16 protein-coding genes are annotated in these 18,955 nt (G+C 71.1%); 9 read left to right on the top strand and 7 right to left on the bottom strand.

All coding sequences use genetic code 11. The features are described from left to right. Window positions 1-31: 31 nt before the first annotated feature. The 9 genes from AN215_RS04015 to pssA all read left to right on the top strand — a co-directional run bounded on the left by AN215_RS04015 (window position 32) and on the right by pssA (window position 10,992). Window positions 32-826, top strand: coding sequence for a TetR family transcriptional regulator (locus AN215_RS04015; RefSeq protein ID WP_216093814.1), 795 nt, complete (start codon window positions 32-34; stop codon window positions 824-826). 179 nt (window positions 827-1,005) lie between these two features. After that, window positions 1,006-2,553 (top strand): class I adenylate-forming enzyme family protein, encoded by a 1,548-nt coding sequence (locus AN215_RS04010; RefSeq protein WP_070010184.1) that lies wholly within the window; start codon window positions 1,006-1,008, stop codon window positions 2,551-2,553. A gap of 661 nt (window positions 2,554-3,214) precedes the next feature. Beyond that, window positions 3,215-4,582 carry a crotonyl-CoA carboxylase/reductase gene (gene ccrA / locus AN215_RS04005; RefSeq protein ID WP_070010185.1) on the top strand — a complete coding sequence of 456 codons (1,368 nt, stop codon included), beginning with the start codon at window positions 3,215-3,217 and terminating at the stop codon, window positions 4,580-4,582. Next, window positions 4,575-6,596, top strand: coding sequence for a protein meaA (locus AN215_RS04000; RefSeq protein ID WP_070010186.1), 2,022 nt, complete (start codon window positions 4,575-4,577; stop codon window positions 6,594-6,596). The genes ccrA and AN215_RS04000 overlap by 8 nt, the downstream gene beginning before the upstream one ends. Beyond that, window positions 6,593-7,579: an HpcH/HpaI aldolase/citrate lyase family protein gene (locus AN215_RS03995; protein WP_070010187.1), complete on the top strand. Its 987-nt coding sequence runs from the start codon at window positions 6,593-6,595 to the stop codon at window positions 7,577-7,579. Before AN215_RS04000 ends, AN215_RS03995 begins: the two co-directional genes overlap by 4 nt. Before the next feature lie 5 nt (window positions 7,580-7,584). After that, the gene (locus tag AN215_RS03990; RefSeq protein ID WP_070010364.1) at window positions 7,585-8,121 is read left to right on the top strand and encodes a MaoC family dehydratase; all 537 of its coding nucleotides are present in this window, start codon (window positions 7,585-7,587) and stop codon (window positions 8,119-8,121) included. A gap of 1 nt (window position 8,122) precedes the next feature. Then, complete coding sequence (locus AN215_RS03985; protein ID WP_070010188.1) at window positions 8,123-9,337, top strand: acyl-CoA dehydrogenase family protein; 1,215 nt, start codon at window positions 8,123-8,125, stop codon at window positions 9,335-9,337. A 169-nt stretch (window positions 9,338-9,506) separates the two neighbouring features. Beyond that, window positions 9,507-10,154, top strand: a complete 648-nt coding sequence (locus AN215_RS03980) for a phosphatidylserine decarboxylase (protein WP_070010189.1) — start codon at window positions 9,507-9,509, stop codon at window positions 10,152-10,154. Further along, window positions 10,141-10,992 carry a CDP-diacylglycerol--serine O-phosphatidyltransferase gene (gene pssA / locus AN215_RS03975; protein WP_079122671.1) on the top strand — a complete coding sequence of 284 codons (852 nt, stop codon included), beginning with the start codon at window positions 10,141-10,143 and terminating at the stop codon, window positions 10,990-10,992. The genes AN215_RS03980 and pssA overlap by 14 nt, the downstream gene beginning before the upstream one ends. A gap of 132 nt (window positions 10,993-11,124) precedes the next feature. On the opposite strand, the gene AN215_RS03970 is transcribed toward pssA, so the two are convergent. From AN215_RS03970 to AN215_RS03940, 7 genes are all read right to left on the bottom strand, one after another. Beyond that, window positions 11,125-11,889 carry an ABC transporter permease gene (locus AN215_RS03970; protein WP_070010191.1) on the bottom strand — a complete coding sequence of 255 codons (765 nt, stop codon included), beginning with the start codon at window positions 11,887-11,889 and terminating at the stop codon, window positions 11,125-11,127. Further along, a complete protein-coding gene (locus AN215_RS03965; protein WP_070010192.1) occupies window positions 11,862-12,614 on the bottom strand; it encodes an ABC transporter ATP-binding protein in 753 nt (250 codons plus the stop codon). The genes AN215_RS03970 and AN215_RS03965 overlap by 28 nt, the downstream gene beginning before the upstream one ends. After that, window positions 12,607-13,161 carry a TetR/AcrR family transcriptional regulator gene (locus tag AN215_RS03960; RefSeq protein ID WP_070010193.1) on the bottom strand — a complete coding sequence of 185 codons (555 nt, stop codon included), beginning with the start codon at window positions 13,159-13,161 and terminating at the stop codon, window positions 12,607-12,609. The genes AN215_RS03965 and AN215_RS03960 overlap by 8 nt, the downstream gene beginning before the upstream one ends. Before the next feature lie 242 nt (window positions 13,162-13,403). Further along, on the bottom strand, window positions 13,404-14,540 hold the full coding sequence (locus AN215_RS03955; protein ID WP_070010194.1) for a glycerate kinase: 1,137 nt from the start codon (window positions 14,538-14,540) through the stop codon (window positions 13,404-13,406). Window positions 14,541-14,710: 170 nt separating this feature from the next. Next, window positions 14,711-16,138: a phytoene desaturase family protein gene (locus AN215_RS03950; protein WP_070010195.1), complete on the bottom strand. Its 1,428-nt coding sequence runs from the start codon at window positions 16,136-16,138 to the stop codon at window positions 14,711-14,713. Between the two features lie 43 nt (window positions 16,139-16,181). Further along, window positions 16,182-17,000 carry an inositol monophosphatase family protein gene (locus tag AN215_RS03945; protein WP_070010196.1) on the bottom strand — a complete coding sequence of 273 codons (819 nt, stop codon included), beginning with the start codon at window positions 16,998-17,000 and terminating at the stop codon, window positions 16,182-16,184. A gap of 62 nt (window positions 17,001-17,062) precedes the next feature. Continuing rightward, window positions 17,063-18,931 (bottom strand): gamma-glutamyltransferase family protein, encoded by a 1,869-nt coding sequence (locus tag AN215_RS03940; RefSeq protein ID WP_070010197.1) that lies wholly within the window; start codon window positions 18,929-18,931, stop codon window positions 17,063-17,065. Between the last annotated feature and the right edge of the window lie 24 nt (window positions 18,932-18,955).

Genomic DNA, 18,955 nt, shown 5'->3' with positions numbered 1-18,955 from the left:
CGAGCCCGTCACGGCATGTAACGTTCCCCGCATGTCAGACTCCGCGAAGCCGTCCCGTTCGCCAGCCGCATCCTCCCAGCGCCTCAGGATGCGCCGCGAGTTGGCGGCGGCGGCCATGGAGCTCTTCGCGACGAAGGGTTACGAGGCCACGACGGTCGACGAGATCGCGGCGACGGCCGGTGTGGCCCGCCGCACCTTCTTCCGGCACTTCCGCGCCAAGGAAGAGGCGATCTTCCCCGACCACGACGACACGCTGGTGCGGGCACAGGCGGTGCTGGAGGCCGCGCCGTCCCACGAGAACCCTCTCGACACCGTGTGCCGGGGCATCAAGGAAGTCATGCGGATGTACGCGGCGTCCCCGAAGGGCAGCGTCGAGCGCTACAAGCTGACCCGTGACGTGCCGGCGCTGCGCGAGCGCGAGATCGCCTCCGTCGCACGGTACGAGCGGCTCTTCACGCGCTATCTGCTGGGCCACTTCGACGAGGCGGCTCACCGCGACGGCGACGACGACCCGCTGCTGGCGGAGGTGGCCGCCTCCGCCGTCGTCACGGCGCACAACCATGTGCTGCGGCGCTGGCTGCGCAGCGGCGGAGTCGGCGACGTGGAGGCGCAGTTGGACCACGCGTTCGCAATCGTACGCAGGACCTTCGGTACGGGCTTCGGGGCGAACCGGCTCGCGGCGCCGGAACCTGCCGGGGTCGCCGCGGGCGGCAACGGAGGCGCCGGGACCACCAGGGAGGACGAGGTGCTGGTCACCGTCGCCCGCACGGACACACCCATCGGCGAGATCATGCGCACGATCGAGCAGGCGCTCAGGGACGACTGAGCCCCGGCGGTGCTCGACGGAGAGCCCCGTCTCCCCGGCAAGGCAGCCCCACATGTACGGCCACGACGCACAGTGGAAACCTCCTTACTCGGCGCAATTCGGCGATTTCCCCGCATATCAGGCGTGAGCGGGGAAGCCGGAAGGCGTGACCGGCCCGGAAGAGGCCCGAGGAGGTCGTCATGCCCCACGATGCCACCACGCCGCGGCTCAGCCGCATGCTCGAACCCCACCCGCCCGAGCCGACGGCACTGGTACACGACGGACGGCACTGGACGTACGGGGACGTCGCCGCCGCGACCGGCGCTCTGGCCGCGGAGATGGACCAACTGGCGGGCGAGCGGGTGGCGTTCATGCTGCCGACCTGCCCCGAGGCGGTCCTGACGTACCTGGCCTGCTTCCGTTCGGGCGCCGTCGCCGCACCTCTGAACACGCGCTACGCGCCGCCCGAGGTCGAGCGGGCACTGAGGCACTCACGCCCCCGCTGGCTGATCGTCGACGAGAGCCGGACGGACCGGCTCGACGGCGTGGACCCGACGGTCCTGGCAGGCGTCCGCGTCCTGGTCACGGGGCGCGGCGCGCACAGGGGATCCGGCGGGACAGGCGGGTCCGGCGGGACAGGCGGGTCCGGCGGGGCAGGCGGCCGCTACGAGCCGTTCGCCCCGCTGCTCGCCTCCCGCCCCGGTGGCGCACCGCCGCCGCCCGGGCCGGACATGCCCGCCGCGCTCTTCTTCACCTCCGGCTCGGGCGGCGAACCGAAGGCCGTCGTGCACAGCCACCGCTCCGCCCTGGCCATGCTCACCAGCACCTCCGAGGCCATGGGCGGCATCGGGGCCGACGACGTCGTGCAGGTGTGCGATCCACTGGTCCACGTCAGCGGGTTCATCGAGACACTGAGCACCCTCCTGGCCGGCGGAAAGGCCGTCCTTCACGACGGCTTCGACCTGGACGACTACGTCTCGGGCCTGCTCGCCGACCGCCCCACCCTGATCTGCACCCACGTCGACGTCCTGGCCCAGCTCGCGCGGGAGCCGCGGGCGGAGCGCGAATGGTTCTCCTCGCTGCGCGGCGTCTACACGGGCGGCGAGGCCGTACCCGGCGCGCTCCAGCGCGACTTCACAGCCCTCACGGGGCTGCCGATCGGCGTGGGCTACGGCCTGACCGAGGCGATCTGGCTCACCGTCGAGCGCGACCCCGGGACCGGCCGGGGCGGCCGCATCGGCACGCCCGTCGGCGGTGCACAGCTGCGCACGGACGAGGAGACCGGCGAACTGCTCGTGCGGGGCCCGATGGTGATGAGCGGTTACTGGGACGACGAAGAGCTCACCCGGCGCTCCCTCACGGACGGATGGCTGCGCACCGGGGACATGGGCTCGCAGGACGACGACGGGGTCTGGTGGTTCCGCGACCGCATCAAGGACCTGATCGTGCGGCGCACGTCCAAGATCACCCCCGGAGAGGTCGAGTCGGCCATCGACGAACACCCGGACGTCGCCCACTCGGCGGTCGTCGCCGCCGCCGACTCCGAGGAGGGCCAGGTGCCGGTGGCCTTCGTCGTGCTGCGACAGGGGAGCGAGCTCACGGCGGACGGCCTGACGGCGTTCCTGCGGGAGCGGATCGCCGCGTACAAGCTGCCCAGCCGCATCCACTTCCTCGACTCGTTGCCGCTCACGGCGAGCGGCAAGACCTCGCACCACGACCTGCAGGAGACGGCGGCGGGCAGGCCGTAGCACGGCATCCGGCGGGACGAGAGCGCCAGGGGCGCAACCGCCAACGCTCCCGTCCGGCATACGAGTTCGCGCAGGCGCGCGTGCCGACGGCGCACGGAGCGGCCACGCGCCCGGCCCGGGGCCGGCGCCGGCCCCGGGCCGGGCGGGGCGGAGGCGGTGCCCGGCCGGGCCCCGGGACAGCCCGAGACCGACGCGCCCGGCGAACCCGGCAGACGAGCACGGGCGGCGCCCGGCGCCATTGCACGCGGAGCCCGGGGCCGATGCGAGCCGGAGCCCGGCACCAATGCGGGCCGGAGCCCGCAGGCGAGCACCGGCGGAACCCAGGGACAGCCGGGCGGAGCCCCCCGGGGGTGGGCGGAGCCCGGGGCGCCGGTGACAGCACAGCGCGTAGCGGACCGCGCTCATGCGTGCGCACCCTCGAAACATTTGAGAAATCCTTGGCACGCAGTGTCTTGTGTCCTGGCACTGGGTGTCATACCTTGGTCGGTGTCCGGGCGCTGTCCCAGCGGCACCACACCCGTCCGTGCCCGGACGCCTGCGTCACCAGGCGACCGCGCTCACCAGCGCCCCAGCAGCATCACCCGCCGAACCGACGGCTCTGCCTCATACCCGACGACCCTCAGAGCGTCTCCTTCCACAGCGCTTCGCCGGAGGCATTACCGTGAACAAGATCCTCGACGCGATCCTCGCGTCCGACGCGACCGCCGAAGACTTCGCGAACCTCTCTCTCCCGGAGTCCTACCGCGCGGTGACAGTCCACAAGGACGAGGCCGAGATGTTCGACGGCCTCCCGTCCCGGGAGAAGGACCCCCGCAAGTCCCTGCACCTCGACGAGGTGCCGGTGCCCGAACTGGGGCCCGGTGAGGCGCTGGTGGCCGTGATGGCCTCCTCCGTCAACTACAACTCGGTGTGGACCTCACTCTTCGAGCCCGTGTCCACGTTCGCGTTCCTGGAGCGCTACGGACGCCTCTCCCCGCTGGCCAAGCGCCACGACCTGCCGTACCACGTCATCGGCTCCGACCTGGCCGGTGTCGTGCTGCGTACGGGCGCCGGCGTGAACTCCTGGAAGCCGGGCGACGAAGTGGTCGCGCACTGCCTCTCCGTCGAGCTGGAGGCGGCCGACGGCCACAACGACACGATGCTCGACCCGGAGCAGCGCATCTGGGGCTTCGAGACCAACTTCGGCGGTCTCGCGGAGATCGCACTGGTCAAGTCGAACCAGCTGATGCCGAAGCCGGACCACCTCAGCTGGGAGGAGGCCGCCGCCCCCGGCCTGGTCAACTCCACCGCCTACCGGCAGCTCGTCTCCCGCAACGGCGCCGGGATGAAGCAGGGCGACAACGTCCTCATCTGGGGCGCGAGCGGCGGACTCGGCTCGTACGCGACGCAGTTCGCGCTCGCCGGCGGCGCCAACCCGATCTGTGTGGTCTCCAGCGACCAGAAGGCGGACATCTGCCGCCGCATGGGCGCCGAGGCGATCATCGACCGCAACGCCGAGGGCTACAAGTTCTGGAAGGACGAGCACAACCAGGACCCCAGGGAGTGGAAGCGCTTCGGCAAGCGCATCCGCGAACTGACCGGCGGCGAGGACGTCGACATCGTCTTCGAGCACCCGGGGCGCGAGACCTTCGGCGCCAGCGTGTACGTCACGCGCAAGGGCGGCACCATCGTCACCTGCGCCTCGACCTCGGGCTATCAGCACACCTACGACAACCGCTACCTGTGGATGTCGCTGAAGAGCATCGTCGGCTCGCACTTCGCCAACTACCGCGAGGCGTGGGAGGCCAACCGGCTCATCGCCAAGGGCAAGATCCACCCGACTCTCTCCCGTACGTACAACCTGGAGGAGACGGGCCAGGCGGCCCACGACGTGCAGCGCAACCTCCATCAGGGCAAGGTGGGCGTGCTCGCGCTCGCTCCCGAGGAGGGCCTGGGCGTCCGCGACGAGGAGAAGCGCGCCAGGCATCTCGGCTCGATCAACCTGTTCAGGGACGCGGACGCCGACGGCGCGCGGGCCAAGCATGCCTGAGCGGGAAAAGGACCGGCCGTGGCTGATGCGCACGTACGCGGGTCACTCCACCGCCGAAGCGTCCAACGAGCTCTACCGGCGCAACCTGGCCAAGGGCCAGACCGGGCTCTCGGTCGCCTTCGACCTGCCGACGCAGACCGGTTACGACCCCGACCACGTCCTCGCACGTGGCGAGGTCGGCCGGGTCGGCGTGCCGGTCTCCCATGTGTCCGACATGCGGCGGCTGTTCGAGGGCATCCCGCTGGAGCAGATGAACACCTCGATGACGATCAACGCCACCGCCATGTGGCTGCTGGCGCTGTACCAGGTCGTCGCCGAGGAGCACGGCGCCGACATCTCCAAGCTCCAGGGGACGACGCAGAACGACATCGTGAAGGAGTACCTCTCGCGGGGTACGCACGTCTTCCCGCCGGTGCCGTCGCTCCGTCTGACGACGGACATGATCGCCTACACGGTCAGCCACATCCCTAAGTGGAACCCGATCAACATCTGCAGCTACCACCTCCAGGAGGCCGGTGCCACGCCGGTGCAGGAGATCGCGTACGCGATGAGCACGGCGACCGCGGTGCTGGACGCCGTACGCGACTCGGGGCAGGTGCCGCAGGAGCGGATGGGCGACGTGGTGGCGCGGATCTCCTTCTTCGTCAACGCGGGCGTCCGCTTCGTCGAGGAGATGTGCAAGATGCGGGCCTTCACCCGCATCTGGGACCGCGTCACTCATGAGCGCTACGGCATCGAGAACCCCAAGCAGCGCCGCTTCCGGTACGGCGTGCAGGTCAACTCCCTGGGCCTGACCGAGGCTCAGCCGGAGAACAACATCCAGCGGATCGTGCTGGAGATGCTGGCCGTCACCCTCTCCAAGGACGCCCGTGCCCGCGCCGTCCAACTGCCCGCCTGGAACGAGGCGTTGGGCCTGCCGCGCCCCTGGGACCAGCAGTGGTCGCTGCGCATCCAGCAAGTCCTCGCCCTGGAGAGCGACCTGCTGGAGTACGACGACCTCTTCGCCGGCTCACACGTCGTCGAGGCGAAGGTGAGCGAACTCGTCGAGGCGTCCTTCGCCGAGATGGAGCACATCGAGAAGCTGGGCGGCGCCATGGCGGCCGTCGAATCGGGCTATCTGAAGTCGGAGTTGGTCTCCTCGCACGCCGAGCGGCGCGGCCGCATCGAGTCGGGCGAGGAGAAGATCGTCGGCGTCAACTGCTACGAGTCGACCGAGCCGAACCCGCTCACCGCCGACCTGGACACGGCGATCCACACCGTCGACCCGTCGACCGAGGCACAGGTCGCCGAGGCCGTCGGGCGCTGGCGTGCCACGCGCGACGAGGCGCCGGACGCGTCCGCCCTCGACGCGCTCCGGCGGCTCAAGGACGCCGCCGCCACCGACGCGAACCTCATGGAGGCGACGCTGGAGTGCGCCCGTGCGGGCGTCACCACCGGGGAGTGGGCCGGCGCCCTGCGTGAGGTGTTCGGCGAGTTCCGCGCGCCCACCGGCGTCAGCAGCGCGCCCGTGGCGGTTCGCGCCGAGGAGGGCTCCACGCTCGCCGACGTACGCCGCCGGGTGGAGCTGACCGCCAGTGATCTCGGCGTCGGCAAGCTCCGCCTGCTGGTGGGCAAGCCCGGCCTGGACGGGCACAGCAACGGAGCGGAACAGATCGCCGTACGGGCGCGTGACGCGGGCTTCGAGGTGATCTACCAGGGCATCCGGCTCACGCCCGAACAGATCTCCTCGGCCGCCGTCGCCGAGGACGTGCACTGCGTCGGCCTGTCCATCCTCTCCGGCTCGCACGCGGAGCTGGTGCCGGACGTGCTGGAGCGGCTGCGGCGCTCGGGCGCGGACGATCTCCCGGTCGTCGTCGGGGGCATCATCCCCTCGGCCGACGCCGCCGCGCTGCGCGAGGCCGGAGTCGCGGCGGTCTTCACGCCGAAGGACTTCGGCATCACGGAGATCATCGGCCGTATCGTCAACGAAATCCGCACAGCGAACAAGCTCGACCCCCTGGAGGTCCCCGCATGACAGCCCCGTCGCCGGACACCGGCCAGGCATCCCGCCGTCTGCGCCCTCGGCGCTCCTGCATGGCGGTGCCCGGAAGCAACCCGCGCTTCCTGGAGAAGGCCCAGGGCCTCCCCGCGGACCAGGTCTTCCTCGACCTGGAGGACGCGTGTGCGCCGCTCGCCAAGCCCGACGCCCGGCACACCATCGTGAAGTTCCTCAACGAAGGCGACTGGAGCGGCAAGACACGGGTCGTGCGCGTCAACGACTGGACCACGCACTGGACCTACCGGGACGTGATCACCGTCGTCGAGGGCGCCGGGCAGAACCTCGACTGCATCATGCTGCCGAAGGTGCAGGACGCCCAGCAGGTCCACGCCCTGGACATGCTGCTGACGCAGATCGAGACGACGATGGGCTTCGAGGTGGGCCGCATCGGCATCGAGGCACAGATCGAGAACGCCAAGGGCCTGGTGAACGTCGACGAGATCGCCGCCGCCTCGCCGCGGATGGAGACCATCGTCTTCGGGCCGGCGGACTTCATGGCGTCCATCAACATGAAGTCCCTCGTCGTGGGCGAACAGCCGCCCGGCTACCCGGCGGACGCCTACCACTACATCCTCATGCGCATCCTGATGGCCGCCCGCACGCACGACCTCCAGGCCATCGACGGCCCCTACCTGATGATCAAGAACGTCGACGGCTTCCGCGAGGTCGCCGGCCGTGCCGCCGCTCTCGGCTACGACGGCAAGTGGGTGCTGCACCCGGGCCAGGTCGAGGCCTCCAACGAGATCTTCTCGCCCTCGCAGGAGGACTACGACCACGCGGAGATGATCCTGGACGCGTACGAGTACTTCACGTCCGAGCAGGGCGGCAAGAAGGGCTCGGCGATGCTCGGCGACGAGATGATCGACGAGGCCAGCCGCAAGATGGCCCTGGTCATCTCGGGCAAGGGCCGGGCCGCCGGCATGAAGCGTACGAAGTCCTTCGAAGCACCGGAGGCGTGAGCGACATGCAATTCGGCCGCACCTACGAAGAGTTCACCGTCGGGGACGTCTACAGGCACTGGCCCGGCAAGACCGTCACCGAGTACGACGACCACCTGTTCTGTCTGCTCACGATGAACCACCACCCGCTCCACATGGACACCAACTACGCGGAGCGGACGACCGACTTCGGCAAGAACGTCGTCGTCGGCAACTACATCTACTCGCTGCTGCTGGGCATGTCCGTGCCGGACGTCTCGGGGAAGGCCATCGCCAACCTGGAGATCGAGTCGCTCAAGCACGTCGCGCCGACCTTCCACGGCGACACCCTCTACGGCGAGACGACCGTCCTCGACAAGATCCCCTCGAAGTCGAAGAGCGACCGCGGGATCGTGCACGTCGAGACCAAGGGGTACAAGCAGGACGGCACGCTCGTGTGCGTCTTCCGCCGCAAGGTCATGGTCCCCACGGAGGCGTACGTCAAGGAGCGCGGCGGAGAGCAGCCCGGCCGCCCCGAACTGCGTGAGGCCCCCTCGCAAGGCGTGGCCAAGGGAGGAAAGTGAGATGGGACGGCTCGCACAGACCGAAGGTCTCACCGAGATCCAGCAGGAGATCCTCTCCACCGTCCGCAGCTTCGTCGACAAGGAGATCCTCCCGGTCGCCACGGAGCTGGAGCACCGCGACGAATACCCGACGGAGATAGTCGAAGGCCTCAAGGAACTGGGGCTGTTCGGGCTGATGATCCCCGAGGAGTACGGCGGTCTCGGTGAGTCCCTGCTCACCTACGCGCTGTGCGTCGAGGAGATCGCCCGGGGCTGGATGAGCGTCTCGGGCATCATCAACACCCACTTCATCGTGGCGTACATGCTCAAGCAGCACGGCACGCAGGAGCAGAAGGACCACTTCCTGCCGCGGATGGCCACGGGCGAGGTGCGGGGCGCGTTCTCCATGTCGGAGCCGGGCCTCGGCTCGGACGTCTCGGCCATCTCGTCCAAGGGCGTACGCGAGGGCGGGGACGGCGGCGGCTTCGTGCTGAACGGCCAGAAGATGTGGCTGACGAACGGCGGCTCGTCGACGCTGGTCGCGGTCCTGTGCCGTACGGACGAGGGGCACCCGGAATCCACGGCGCCGCACAAGTCGATGACGACGTTCCTGGTGGAGAAGGAGCCGGGCTTCGGCGAGGTGCGGCCCGGGCTGACCATCCCCGGCAAGATCGACAAGATGGGCTACAAGGGCGTCGACACGACGGAGCTCATCATGCAGGACCTCCGGGTGCCTGCCGACCGCGTCCTCGGCGGGGAGACCGGCCGCGGTTTCTACCAGATGATGGACGGCGTCGAAGTCGGCCGCGTCAATGTCGCCGCGCGTGGCTGCGGAGTGGCACAGCGTGCCTTCGAGCTGGGCATCGACTACGCACAGCAACGGCACACTTTCGGAAAGCCGATCGCCCAGCACCAGGCCATTCAGTTCAAGCTGGCCGAGATGGGAACGAAGGTCGAAGCCGCCCACGCACTGATGGTGGGCGCGGCCCGCAAGAAAGACGCCGGTCAGCGCAACGACCTGGAAGCCGGAATGGCCAAATACCTCGCCTCCGAGTACTGCAAGGAGGTCGTGGAGGACGCGTTTCGCATCCACGGCGGGTACGGTTTCTCCAAGGAGTACGAGATCGAGCGCCTCTACCGCGAGGCGCCGATGCTCTTGATCGGTGAAGGAACCGCCGAGATCCAGAAAATGATCGTAGGCCGCCGCCTGTTGGAGGAGTATCGCTTCCAGGGGTGATGTCCCTTTTCGGGATGTTTTCCTGACAGCCAGGACGACATCCCGGACCGGGATTCAGGTCACGGACTGCCGCACTGGCTTGGCCAGTTGCCATCCGTTACCGCTAACATCCCGGAAAGCCGTCGTCCCCCAATCACAGCCGCGGCTCCCTCCGCTACGAAGGTCATACATGCCCCACAGCCCATCCTCTGCACCCCGCGGACGAGTCCGCATCGCGCGCGGAGCGTCGCCGTGGCTTCTGCCGACCGTGGCCACCGCAGCCGTCGGCCTGCTGCGCGCCCGCCGGTCGAAGAGAGCGGCCGCGGTCGCCGTACCGGCGACGGCGCTCGCGGCGGGCATGCTCTGGTTCTTCCGCGACCCGGAGCGCGAGATCACGCAGGGACGCGTCATCTCCCCGGCCGACGGTGTGGTGCAGAGCATCATGCCGTGGCACGACGGACGCACCCGCGTCGCGATCTTCATGAGCCCGCTCAACGTCCACGTCAACCGCGCTCCCCTCGCGGGCACGGTGGCCTCCGTGGAGCACATCCCCGGTGGCTACGTGCCGGCCTTCAACAAGGAGAGCGAGAACAACGAGCGGGTCGTCTGGCACTTCGACACCGAGATCGGCGACGTGGAGATGATCCAGATCGCCGGTGCGGTGGCGCGGCGGATCGTTCCGTACGTGCCGCAGGGCTGCAAGGTCGAACAGGGCGACCGCATCGGGCTGATCCGCTTCGGCTCCCGCGTGGACGTCTACCTTCCCGAGGGAGTCGAGGCCGCCGTCGAGGTCGGCCAGGCCACCACCGCGGGGGTGACTCGTCTTGACCGTGATTGATCCCGATACGCAGGCCGCCGCCTGGGTCGCCGAGGCTGAGGCGGACGACGACGAAATGCCGCTCTCCACGCGGCTGTCGATAGCGGACACCCTCACGCTGGGCAACGCCACCTGCGGCTTCATGGCGGTCTACTTCACCACGACCGGTGTCCTCATCCCGCATCTGACGGGCAGCGAGGACGGCGGCATGGCGCGGCACAGCGCCGCCACCGCCGTGATGCTGATGCTCCTGGCGTCCGTCTTCGACCTCTTCGACGGGCTGGTGGCGCGCAAGCTGCGCAGCTCGGCGATGGGCGCGGAACTGGACAACCTCTCCGACCTCATCAGCTTCGGACTGGCCCCCGCCTACTTCGTCGCCACATGGGGCATGGTCGCCAACGACGCGAACCAGCACGTGTCCGTGGTGGCCGCCGTCGTGGTGCTGCTGGCGGTGGTGCTGCGGCTTGCCAGATTCTCGTGCGTACCGATGCGCGACGGGATGTTCCAGGGCATGCCCGGGCCCTTCGGGGCGCTGACCGTCGTCTCGATCGTGCTGCTGGAGCTGCCGTTCGTGCCGACGCTACTGGCGATCATGGGTGTCGCGTGGCTGATGGTGAGCCGCGTCGAGTACCCGAAGCCGACGGGCCGTCTCGCGGTGGCGATGCTGGGCTGGATCGTCGCGAGCATGGGACTGCTCGCAGCCTGGGCGTTCGACGCACCGGGCGGCGAGGTGCTGCTGCAGACCGGCTGTGCCCTGCAGGTCGTGCTCGGCGCGGTCATCCCGCTCTTCGCGACGGCCCGCCGCGTGCACACCTTCCGCGACAACCGTCGCGAGGCGAGGACGGCCGCGCAGGGTTAGGCGCCCGGCCCGCGGCCGGTGGCCGCCGGGCATGAACGTGAAACGGACCGGACCGGGCCGCAGTCTGCGGCCCGGTCCGGTCCGTTTGTCACAAGTCGCGGGACGCCGGCGCCCTGTCGTCGCCCGCGCCCGTCAGCGGTCGAGCTGAAGGCGGGACCAGGCCCGCATGGCCAGCAGACCCGATATGAGCGGGACCAGCAGCGCGAGCGCCAGCTGGACGGCTGAGACGTCGCCCGGCCGCATGGCCCACAGCGAGGGCGCGGCGACGGGGAACCAGGCACCGGTACCCGAGACGACCATGACCTGTGCGACGACGACGGTGCCGATGGAGGTCGCGATACCCGGGAGGAGTCCCCGCCCGAGCGTGGCCGCCCACGCCGCAGGTGCGGCGAGCAGCCCGGAGAAGACGACCAGTGCGAGCAGCCGCCCGAGCCCGGCGAACGCCTCGGCATCGGGCGCTCCGTTGCCCGCGACAACGCCGGTCACGGCAAGGACCGTCACCAGCGCGACGGCGACGCCCGCCGTCCAGACGGCGAACGTGGTCAGCTTCGCCGCCATGACGGTCGCCCGGGACACCGGGAGTGCGAACAGACCGCTGACCGTGCCCTCTGCGAACTCCCGGCCCACCGCCCACGCCAGCACGACCCCGAAGCCGAGCAGCCCGCCCGCTCCGGTGATCTGAGCGGCCACGCCTGCCAGCCGGTCCCAGCCCTCCGCGTCGGCGAACGCCCCGAGCTGAGCGAGGATTTCCTCGTTGCCCGCCTCCGCAGCCGCGGTCATCGAACCCGTCAGCACCGCGATGCCCAGGACGACCAGCACCGTGGCGGTCCGCACGACCCGGGACGCGGCGAACTTACGGACCTCGACGGTCAGCGCGGCCGCGAAGGCTGTGTGCATCCCTTCCTCCGTTCGTCGTCGGCATGGACCAGCGCGAAGAAGGCCCGTTCGATCTCCACGCCCTCCGGATCCAGCGTGCCGATCGTGCGGCCGCGGTTGACGACCGTGATGCGGTGCGCGATTCGCGCCACCTCGTCGAGGTGGTGGCTGGAGACGAGCACCCCGGCTCCGGCGTGCGCCCTGCGCAGCAAGGCCTCCCTCACGAGGAGGACTCCCGCGGGGTCGAGGGCGTTGGTCGGCTCGTCGAGCACGACCAGGTCCGGGTCGTGCTGGAGCGCACCGGCGACTCCGAGGCGCTGCCTGTTGCCGCTCGAGAGCACCCGGGTACGTACACGGGCGTACTGTTCGAGATCGAGTTCGGCCAGCGCACGGGCCACCATGGCGGGTATGCGCGGACGCGGGACGCCGCGCATCCGCGCGGCCACCGTGAGGTTGGACTCGGCGTCGAGTTCCGGGTAGGCGAGGGGGTGGCCGACGAGGTGGCCGACCCTGGCCCATGTCGCCGCGCCCGCTTCGCCTAGGGCGCACCCGCCCAGGCGTACGGCTCCCGAGTCCGGGCGCAGCATCCCCAGCAGAAGGCGCATCAGCGTGGTCTTTCCGGCACCGTTGAGCCCGACCAGCGCATGGATCTGCCCGGCGGTGACGTCCAGGTCGACACCGTGCACGCCGGCGCCGCCCGGGAAGGCACGCGTCAAGTTCCTGGTCTGCAGGCGGAGTTCACTCATTCCCGCCGCCCTCCACCGTCTCCAGCGCTGTGAGGACCGCGTCGCCGAGGGGGGCGTCCTCGCCGACGGACCACTCCAGCAGCGCGGCGGTCACCGCGGCGAGCACGGCCGCGGCGGCCGCCTTCGCGGGGAGCGGCCGGGCTCCGTCCCGTACGAGCTGTTCGGCGACCAGCCGTTCCGTCTCGCTGTTGTTGCGCCACATCTCGCCCCGCAGGGAGGGGGTGCCCGCCACGATCCGCACCCGCCTCCGTACGACGTCCCCGTCCGGTTCCGGCACGCGCGACCACGCCTGCCGCAGGCCGCCCGCGGCTCTGCGCAGCGGGGCCGACCCTCCCGGCTGGGCGGCGACGGCGTCGGCGATGAGGGCGTCATAGGGGTCTTCGAAGAGCACCTGGTGCTTGGCCGGGAAGTGGCGGAAGAACGTCATCTCGGTGACCCCGGCGGCAGCGGCGATCTGGCCGACGGTCGTCTGCTCGAACCCCTGGCGTTCGAAGAGTTCCAGCGCCGTCTCGGCCAGCCGCTCCCGCGTCCGCTCGCTCTTGCCCATGACTGCCGGTTCCGCCTTCGTCCGTGCTCGGAGAGACCTTATGTTAGACACTAACATTTTCGGCTCGGGCGGGACCCTTTGGGTCTGTGCCGAGTCCGGGGCGGCGGGGGGCCGCGTTCCCGGCGCGGAGGGAACGGACGGTGCACGCGGTGCGGGCGGCGCGCGGGCGTGCCCATGACACCACTGGCGCACGGGCGCGGCGCTGCCCGCGACAGCGTGGTGGCGAAGTGGTGCCGGGGTGCCTAGAGGCGGTCCTCCGCGAGGCGTTCGGCGAGCTGTTCCAGTAGGGGGCCCGCCTGCGACATGCAGCGGTCCTTGTCCTTCTCCAAGTCGCTGAGCGCATAGACGCGTTCGATGCCGGCGCCCTTGAGGGCCTTGTTGTCCAGGCCGAGGCGGCCGCACACCGCGACGACGGGCTTACCCGCCTTGCGAGCCGCCGACGCGACGCCCGCCGGGGCCTTGCCGTGCAGGGTCTGCTCGTCCAGCGAGCCCTCACCGGTGATGACAAGGTCGGCGCGTTCGAGCGCGCCTGCGAAGCCCAGGACTTCCAGCAGTACGTCGATACCGGGGCGGAAGGTCGCGTTCAGCCCGACGAGCGCGCCGTAGCCGATGCCGCCGGCCGCGCCCGCGCCGGGGGCCTCCGCGCTCTCGGCCGCGCGGGGACCGACGGACTCGCCCATCACGTGCACGAAGTGGGTGAGCGCGGAGTCGAGAACCTTCACGTCCTGCTCCCCCGCGCCCTTCTGCGGGCCGTAGACGTACGCGGCGCCCTTCGGGCCGGTGAGCGGGTTGTCGACGTCGCTGGCGAGCACGACCTCGATGTCCGCCAGCCGTTCGTCGAGCCCGGAGAGGTCGGCGGAGACCATCTCCACCAGGGGCCCGCCGCCGTGCGGCACCGGGTCGCCGTCCTCGTCGAGGAAACGGGCGCCGAGTGCTTCGAGCATTCCGGTGCCGCCGTCCGTCGTCGCGGAGCCGCCGACGCCGAGCACGACGGTGCGGGCGCCGGCCTCGACGGCGGCGAGGATCAGTTCGCCGGTGCCCCGGGTGGTGGCGGTCAGCGGGGCGAAGACGCCGGGGGGCATCAGTTCGAGGCCGGAGGCCTCGGCCATCTCGACCACCGCCGTGCCGTCACGGAGTGCGAAGGCCGCGGTGACGGGCGCGCCCAGCGGCCCGGTGACCTCCCTCTCGTGGCGTTCGAAGCCGCCGGCGACGGCTGCCGCCACCGTGCCGTCGCCGCCGTCCGCGACGGGCAGCGATTCCACGCTCGCGCCGGGCCGCGCCCGCCTGATCCCGGCTGTGATCCGCTCGGCGACCTCGACGGCCGTCAGCGATCCCTTGAACTTGTCCGCGGCGATCAGTACGCGCGCCGTCGTCGTCATGGTTCTGCCCCTGGGTCTGTTTACGTTCGAACAGGCAGTCGCGCCGGTGCGACCTTATCCGGCACGGGCCCCCGGCCACCATGGGCCATGCAACGAGAGGGCACCGCTCGGTCATCCATTTCGCATCCCAGGTCAAGAGTCCCGGAGGGTGCCGCCGCCCCGCCGGGGGCTCAGGAGCGCCGCCGCAGCTCCCGCCAGACCGCACGGGCCGCATGATGTCCGGACATTCCGTGCACTCCGGGGCCGGGAGGCGTCGAGGAGGAGCAGAGGAAGACCGCGGGGTGAGCGGTGCTGTACGGAAGGGGCGTCAGCTTCGGACGGATGAGCAGCTGGAGCCCGTCGGCGGCGCCCGCGCAGAAGTCTCCGCCGACGTAGTTGGCGTTCCGCGCGGCCAGTTGGGGCGGACCGGCCGTCGCACGGGCCAGTACGCGGTCGCGGAACCCGGGTGCGAAGCGCTCCAGTTGGGCCTCGACGGCCTCGGTGGCGTCGCCTTCCCAGCCGTTCGGGACATGCCCGTACACCCAGAAGACGTGCTTGCCCTCGGGTGCGCGGCTCTCGTCCACGAGGCTCGGCTGGGCGGTGATGAGGAAGGGACGCTCGGGTGCGCGGCCGGAGACGGCGTCCTTGAGAGCCGTGCCGATCGCGCCCGCGGTGGGGCCGACGTGGACGGTCCCGGCACGGCGTGCCGCCTCGGACGTCCACGGGACGGGTCCGTCCAGCGCGTAGTCGATCTTGAAGACGCCCGGGCCGTAGCGGAATCCGTCGTAGGCGTTGCCCAGCCCGGCGATGCGGGCGAGGGCCCGTGGGGAGGTGTCGAAGACGTAGGCGCGGGCCGGGGGAAGGTCGTCGAGCCGCTTGACCTCGTAGCCCGTGTGGATCCGGCCGCCCTTCGCGCGTAGATACGCGGCGAGGGCGTCGGAGACGGACTGCGATCCGCCCCGCGGAACGGGCCAGCCGGCCTTGTGCGCGGCCAGTGCGAAGGTCAGCGCCGCTCCGCTCATGGCGGGCGTGGACAGCGGTGCGATGACGTGACCGCCCATGCCCGCCATCAGGGCACGGGCTTTCTCGTCGCGGAAGCGGACGTTGAGCGTGCTGACGGGCTGCAGGGCGGTCAGACCGAACCGGGCGAGCAGCAACGGGTGCTGCGGGAAACGGCCGTTGAACCAGGAGCCCATGCCCAGGAAGTCCTCTGCGAGCTCCTCCCACTTGGCGAGGAAGGGCTCGACCATGCGCCGGTAGGTGCCCGCGTCGCGCGCGCCGAGCGAGATCGCCGTCTCACTGACGGAGCGGGAGAGCACGGCTGCCGTGCCGTCAGGGAAGGGGTTGGCCATGCACAGTTCGGGGTGCAGCCACTCCAGTCCGTACTTCTCCAGCGGCATGCCGTTGAAGGCGGGCGAGACCGCGCCCGTCGGATGCACGGCGGAACAGGGGTCGTGCCGGAAACCCGGCAGTGTCAGCTCCTCGGTGCGCGCACCGCCCCCGACGGTCTCCCTGGCCTCGAACAGCTCCACGGACCAGCCGCGGCGGGCCAGTTCGACTGCCGCGGTCAGACCGTTCGGTCCCGCTCCGACGACGACCGCGTCACGGATCGATGGCACTGTCGGCTCTCCCCTCGCCTGTGAGGTCGCGTGCCGTACCTGGTCAACGTCCGGCGCGCAGCAGCCCCACCATACGCCGGGCCGTGCCGGCGTCCCGCGCCGCGGTGAAGGGCAGCGCGTTGCCGCCGGCGAGGCGGAAGGGCTGCCCGTCGACGGTGCGGCTCTCGCCGCCCGCCTCGGCCACCAGGAGCAGCCCCGCGGCGTGGTCCCAGGCGGCCTCCCAGCTGAAGGCGACGGCGTCGACGCGCCCGCGCGCCACGGACAGGTACTCCAGACCCGCGGAGCCGCAGGGGCGCGGGGCGACGCCTTCGGTGCGCAGCCCGAGCAGCGAGCGTTTCTGTGCGTCGGTGGTGAAGTCCGGGTGGGAGGTGGCCACTTCGAGCACCTTGCCCTCCTCGGGCGATCCGGCGAGCAGAGCCTCCCCGTTGAGCAGCGCGCCGCCGCGGTGCCGGGCGACGGCCATCTCGTCGGGGACCGGCGCGTACGTCCAGGACGCGAGGAGTTCGCCGTAGCGGGCGAGGGCGACGAGGGTGCAGAAGCCTTCGTGGCCGCGGACGAACTGCCGTGTGCCGTCGATCGGGTCGACGATCCACACGGGTGCGTCGCCGTGCAGCGCCTCGTACGTGGCGGGCTTGGCGTGCACCGCTTCCTCGCCGACGACGACGGAGCCGGGCAGCAGGTTGGCCAGCTCTCTGGTCAGCTGCTCCTCGGCACGCTGGTCGGCGACGGTGACCAGGTCGTGCGGCCCGCTCTTCTGCACCACCTCGTCGTCACCGAGCTGCCGCCACCGCGGAGTCACCTCCTGCGCGACCGCCCTGCGTACGACGCCTTCGACCGCTGCGATCAGCTCATCGTCGATCATGCGACCAATGAAAGCACGGGGGCCGGGCGACGCCGCCCGCGTGCCCCTGCCCCCGGCGGCGGTCACCGGCCCATCGCATAGCCCTGCATGCCGCGCGGGTTGGCGGCGGCGCTGAGCACTCCGGTCTCCGGGTCGCGTGCCACGGCGCACAGCCGTCCCTCCGACCATGCAGGTCCGACCTCGACGTCGTGGCCGCGCTGCCGCAGCCCGTCGGTCACCTCCCGCGAGGTCCGGGACTCGACGGTGACGCTGCCGGGGCGCATGGCCCGCGGATAGAAGGAGCCGGGGAAGCTGTCGGTGTGCCAGTTCGGGGCGTCGATGGCGCCTTGGAGGTCGAGCCCGCCGCGTACGTACGGACGCAGCGCGACGGAGAGGAAGAAGTGCAGCTGCCACTGGTCCTGCTGGTCGCCGCCGGGTGTGCCGAAGGCGAGGACGGGCTGCCCGTCGCGCAGCGCCAGGGACGGGGTGAGGGTGGTGCGGGGACGGCGGCCCGGGGTGAGGGAGTTGGGCAGACCGGGCTCCAGCCAGGTCATCTGCAGGCGGGTGCCGAGCGGGAAGCCGAGTTCGGGGACGACGGGGTTGGAGTGGAGCCAGCCGCCGCTGGGAGTGGCGCTGATCATGTTGCCCCAGCGGTCCACGACGTCGATGTGGCAGGTGTCGCCGCTCGTGGCGCCGTTGCGCGCGACGGTCGGCTCGCCGGCGCCGGCTGACCGGGGGTTCCGGGGGCCGTCGACGGGGGCCTGCCCGGAGGCCACGGCGGCGGCGTGCGCCGGCAGCCGCGGCTCACGGCCCTGCGGGCTGCCGGGGCGCAGTTCACGGGAGGCGCTCTCGCCGATCAGTGCGCGCCGGGCACGGTTGTACTCCGCGGAGAGCAGCGCTTCGACGGGGACGCCGCCGGGGCCCCCGGCATCGCCGTACCAGGCCTCGCGGTCGGCCATGGCGAGCTTGGTGCCCTCGATGAGGCGGTGGACGAAGGCCGCATCCATGAAGGCGGAGCCGGTGGCGGCGCCGTCGGAGGTCGTGCCGTCCGGGGTCAGGGACTCGGGCGTCATGTCGTCGGGCAGCAGCGCCAGTTGCTGGAGCAGGGCGGGGCCCTGCGACCAGGGGCCCGCCTTGCAGACCGTCCAGCCGTTCCAGTCGTAGGTGACGGGGTCCTCGTACGTGGCCTCCCAGCCGGCGAGGTCGTCGCCCGTGAGGGTGCCGGTGTGGCGCTCGCCCGAGGTGTCCATGGTGGGACGGGCGGAGGCGGCGAGAAGGGCGTCGGCGATGAAGCCCTCACGCCACACGCGCCGGGCGGCTTCGATTCGCTGTTCGCGGCCGGGGCCGGCGGCCGCGGATTCGGACAGCAGCCGCTGCCAGGTCGCGGCCAGGGCCGGGTTCTTCAGCAGCGCCCCCGGAGCGGGCGGGCGTCCCCCTGGGAGGTAGAGGGCGGCGGACGTGGCCCATTCCGTCTCGAAGAGCTCGCGGACGGTCTCCACCGTCTCCCCGACCCGCTCCACGGCGGGGTGGCCGCGCTCCGCGTAGCCGATGGCGTATCCGAGGACCCGCTCCAGCGACAGCGTGCCGTGGTCGCGCAGCAGCGTCATCCACGCGTCGAAGGCGCCCGGTACGGCGGCCGCGAGCGGTCCGGTGCCGGGGACGAGCCCGAGGCCGAGGGAGGTGTAGTGCTCCACGCTCGCGCCGCGCGGTGCGACCCCCTGCCCGCACAGGACGCGCACGGGACCGCCGGCCGGCGCGACGACGGCGGGCACCTCGCCGGCGGGGCCGTTCAGATGGGGTTCGACGACGTGCAGCACGAAGCCTGCGGCGACGGCGGCGTCGTAGGCGTTGCCGCCGTCCTCCAGCACTGCCATCGCCGTCTGGGAGGCGAGCCAGTGGGTGGAGGAGGCCATGCCGAAGGTGCCTTGGAGGGTGGGACGGGTCGTGAACACGGGTGGTGCGGCTCCCTGCTGTAG

Source organism: Streptomyces abyssalis (assembly GCF_001751365.1).
GTDB lineage: Bacteria > Actinomycetota > Actinomycetes > Streptomycetales > Streptomycetaceae > Streptomyces > Streptomyces abyssalis.
This window is presented reverse-complemented; position numbering and strand designations above follow the sequence as displayed.

Excerpts from the sequence above, each read along its gene's own strand:
- AN215_RS03985 (WP_070010188.1), top strand. The coding sequence starts at position 8,123 with ATGGGACGGCTCGCACAGACCGAAGGTCTCACCGAGATCCAGCAGGAG.
- AN215_RS04010 (WP_070010184.1), top strand. The coding sequence starts at position 1,006 with ATGCCCCACGATGCCACCACGCCGCGGCTCAGCCGCATGCTCGAACCC.
- AN215_RS03980 (WP_070010189.1), top strand. The coding sequence starts at position 9,507 with ATGCCCCACAGCCCATCCTCTGCACCCCGCGGACGAGTCCGCATCGCG.
- AN215_RS03945 (WP_070010196.1), bottom strand. The coding sequence starts at position 17,000 with ATGATCGACGATGAGCTGATCGCAGCGGTCGAAGGCGTCGTACGCAGG.
- AN215_RS03995 (WP_070010187.1), top strand. The coding sequence starts at position 6,593 with ATGACAGCCCCGTCGCCGGACACCGGCCAGGCATCCCGCCGTCTGCGC.
- AN215_RS03970 (WP_070010191.1), bottom strand. The coding sequence starts at position 11,889 with ATGCACACAGCCTTCGCGGCCGCGCTGACCGTCGAGGTCCGTAAGTTC.
- AN215_RS03990 (WP_070010364.1), top strand. The coding sequence starts at position 7,585 with ATGCAATTCGGCCGCACCTACGAAGAGTTCACCGTCGGGGACGTCTAC.
- AN215_RS04000 (WP_070010186.1), top strand. The coding sequence starts at position 4,575 with ATGCCTGAGCGGGAAAAGGACCGGCCGTGGCTGATGCGCACGTACGCG.
- AN215_RS03960 (WP_070010193.1), bottom strand. The coding sequence starts at position 13,161 with ATGGGCAAGAGCGAGCGGACGCGGGAGCGGCTGGCCGAGACGGCGCTG.
- AN215_RS04015 (WP_216093814.1), top strand. The coding sequence starts at position 32 with ATGTCAGACTCCGCGAAGCCGTCCCGTTCGCCAGCCGCATCCTCCCAG.
- AN215_RS03965 (WP_070010192.1), bottom strand. The coding sequence starts at position 12,614 with ATGAGTGAACTCCGCCTGCAGACCAGGAACTTGACGCGTGCCTTCCCG.
- AN215_RS03955 (WP_070010194.1), bottom strand. The coding sequence starts at position 14,540 with ATGACGACGACGGCGCGCGTACTGATCGCCGCGGACAAGTTCAAGGGA.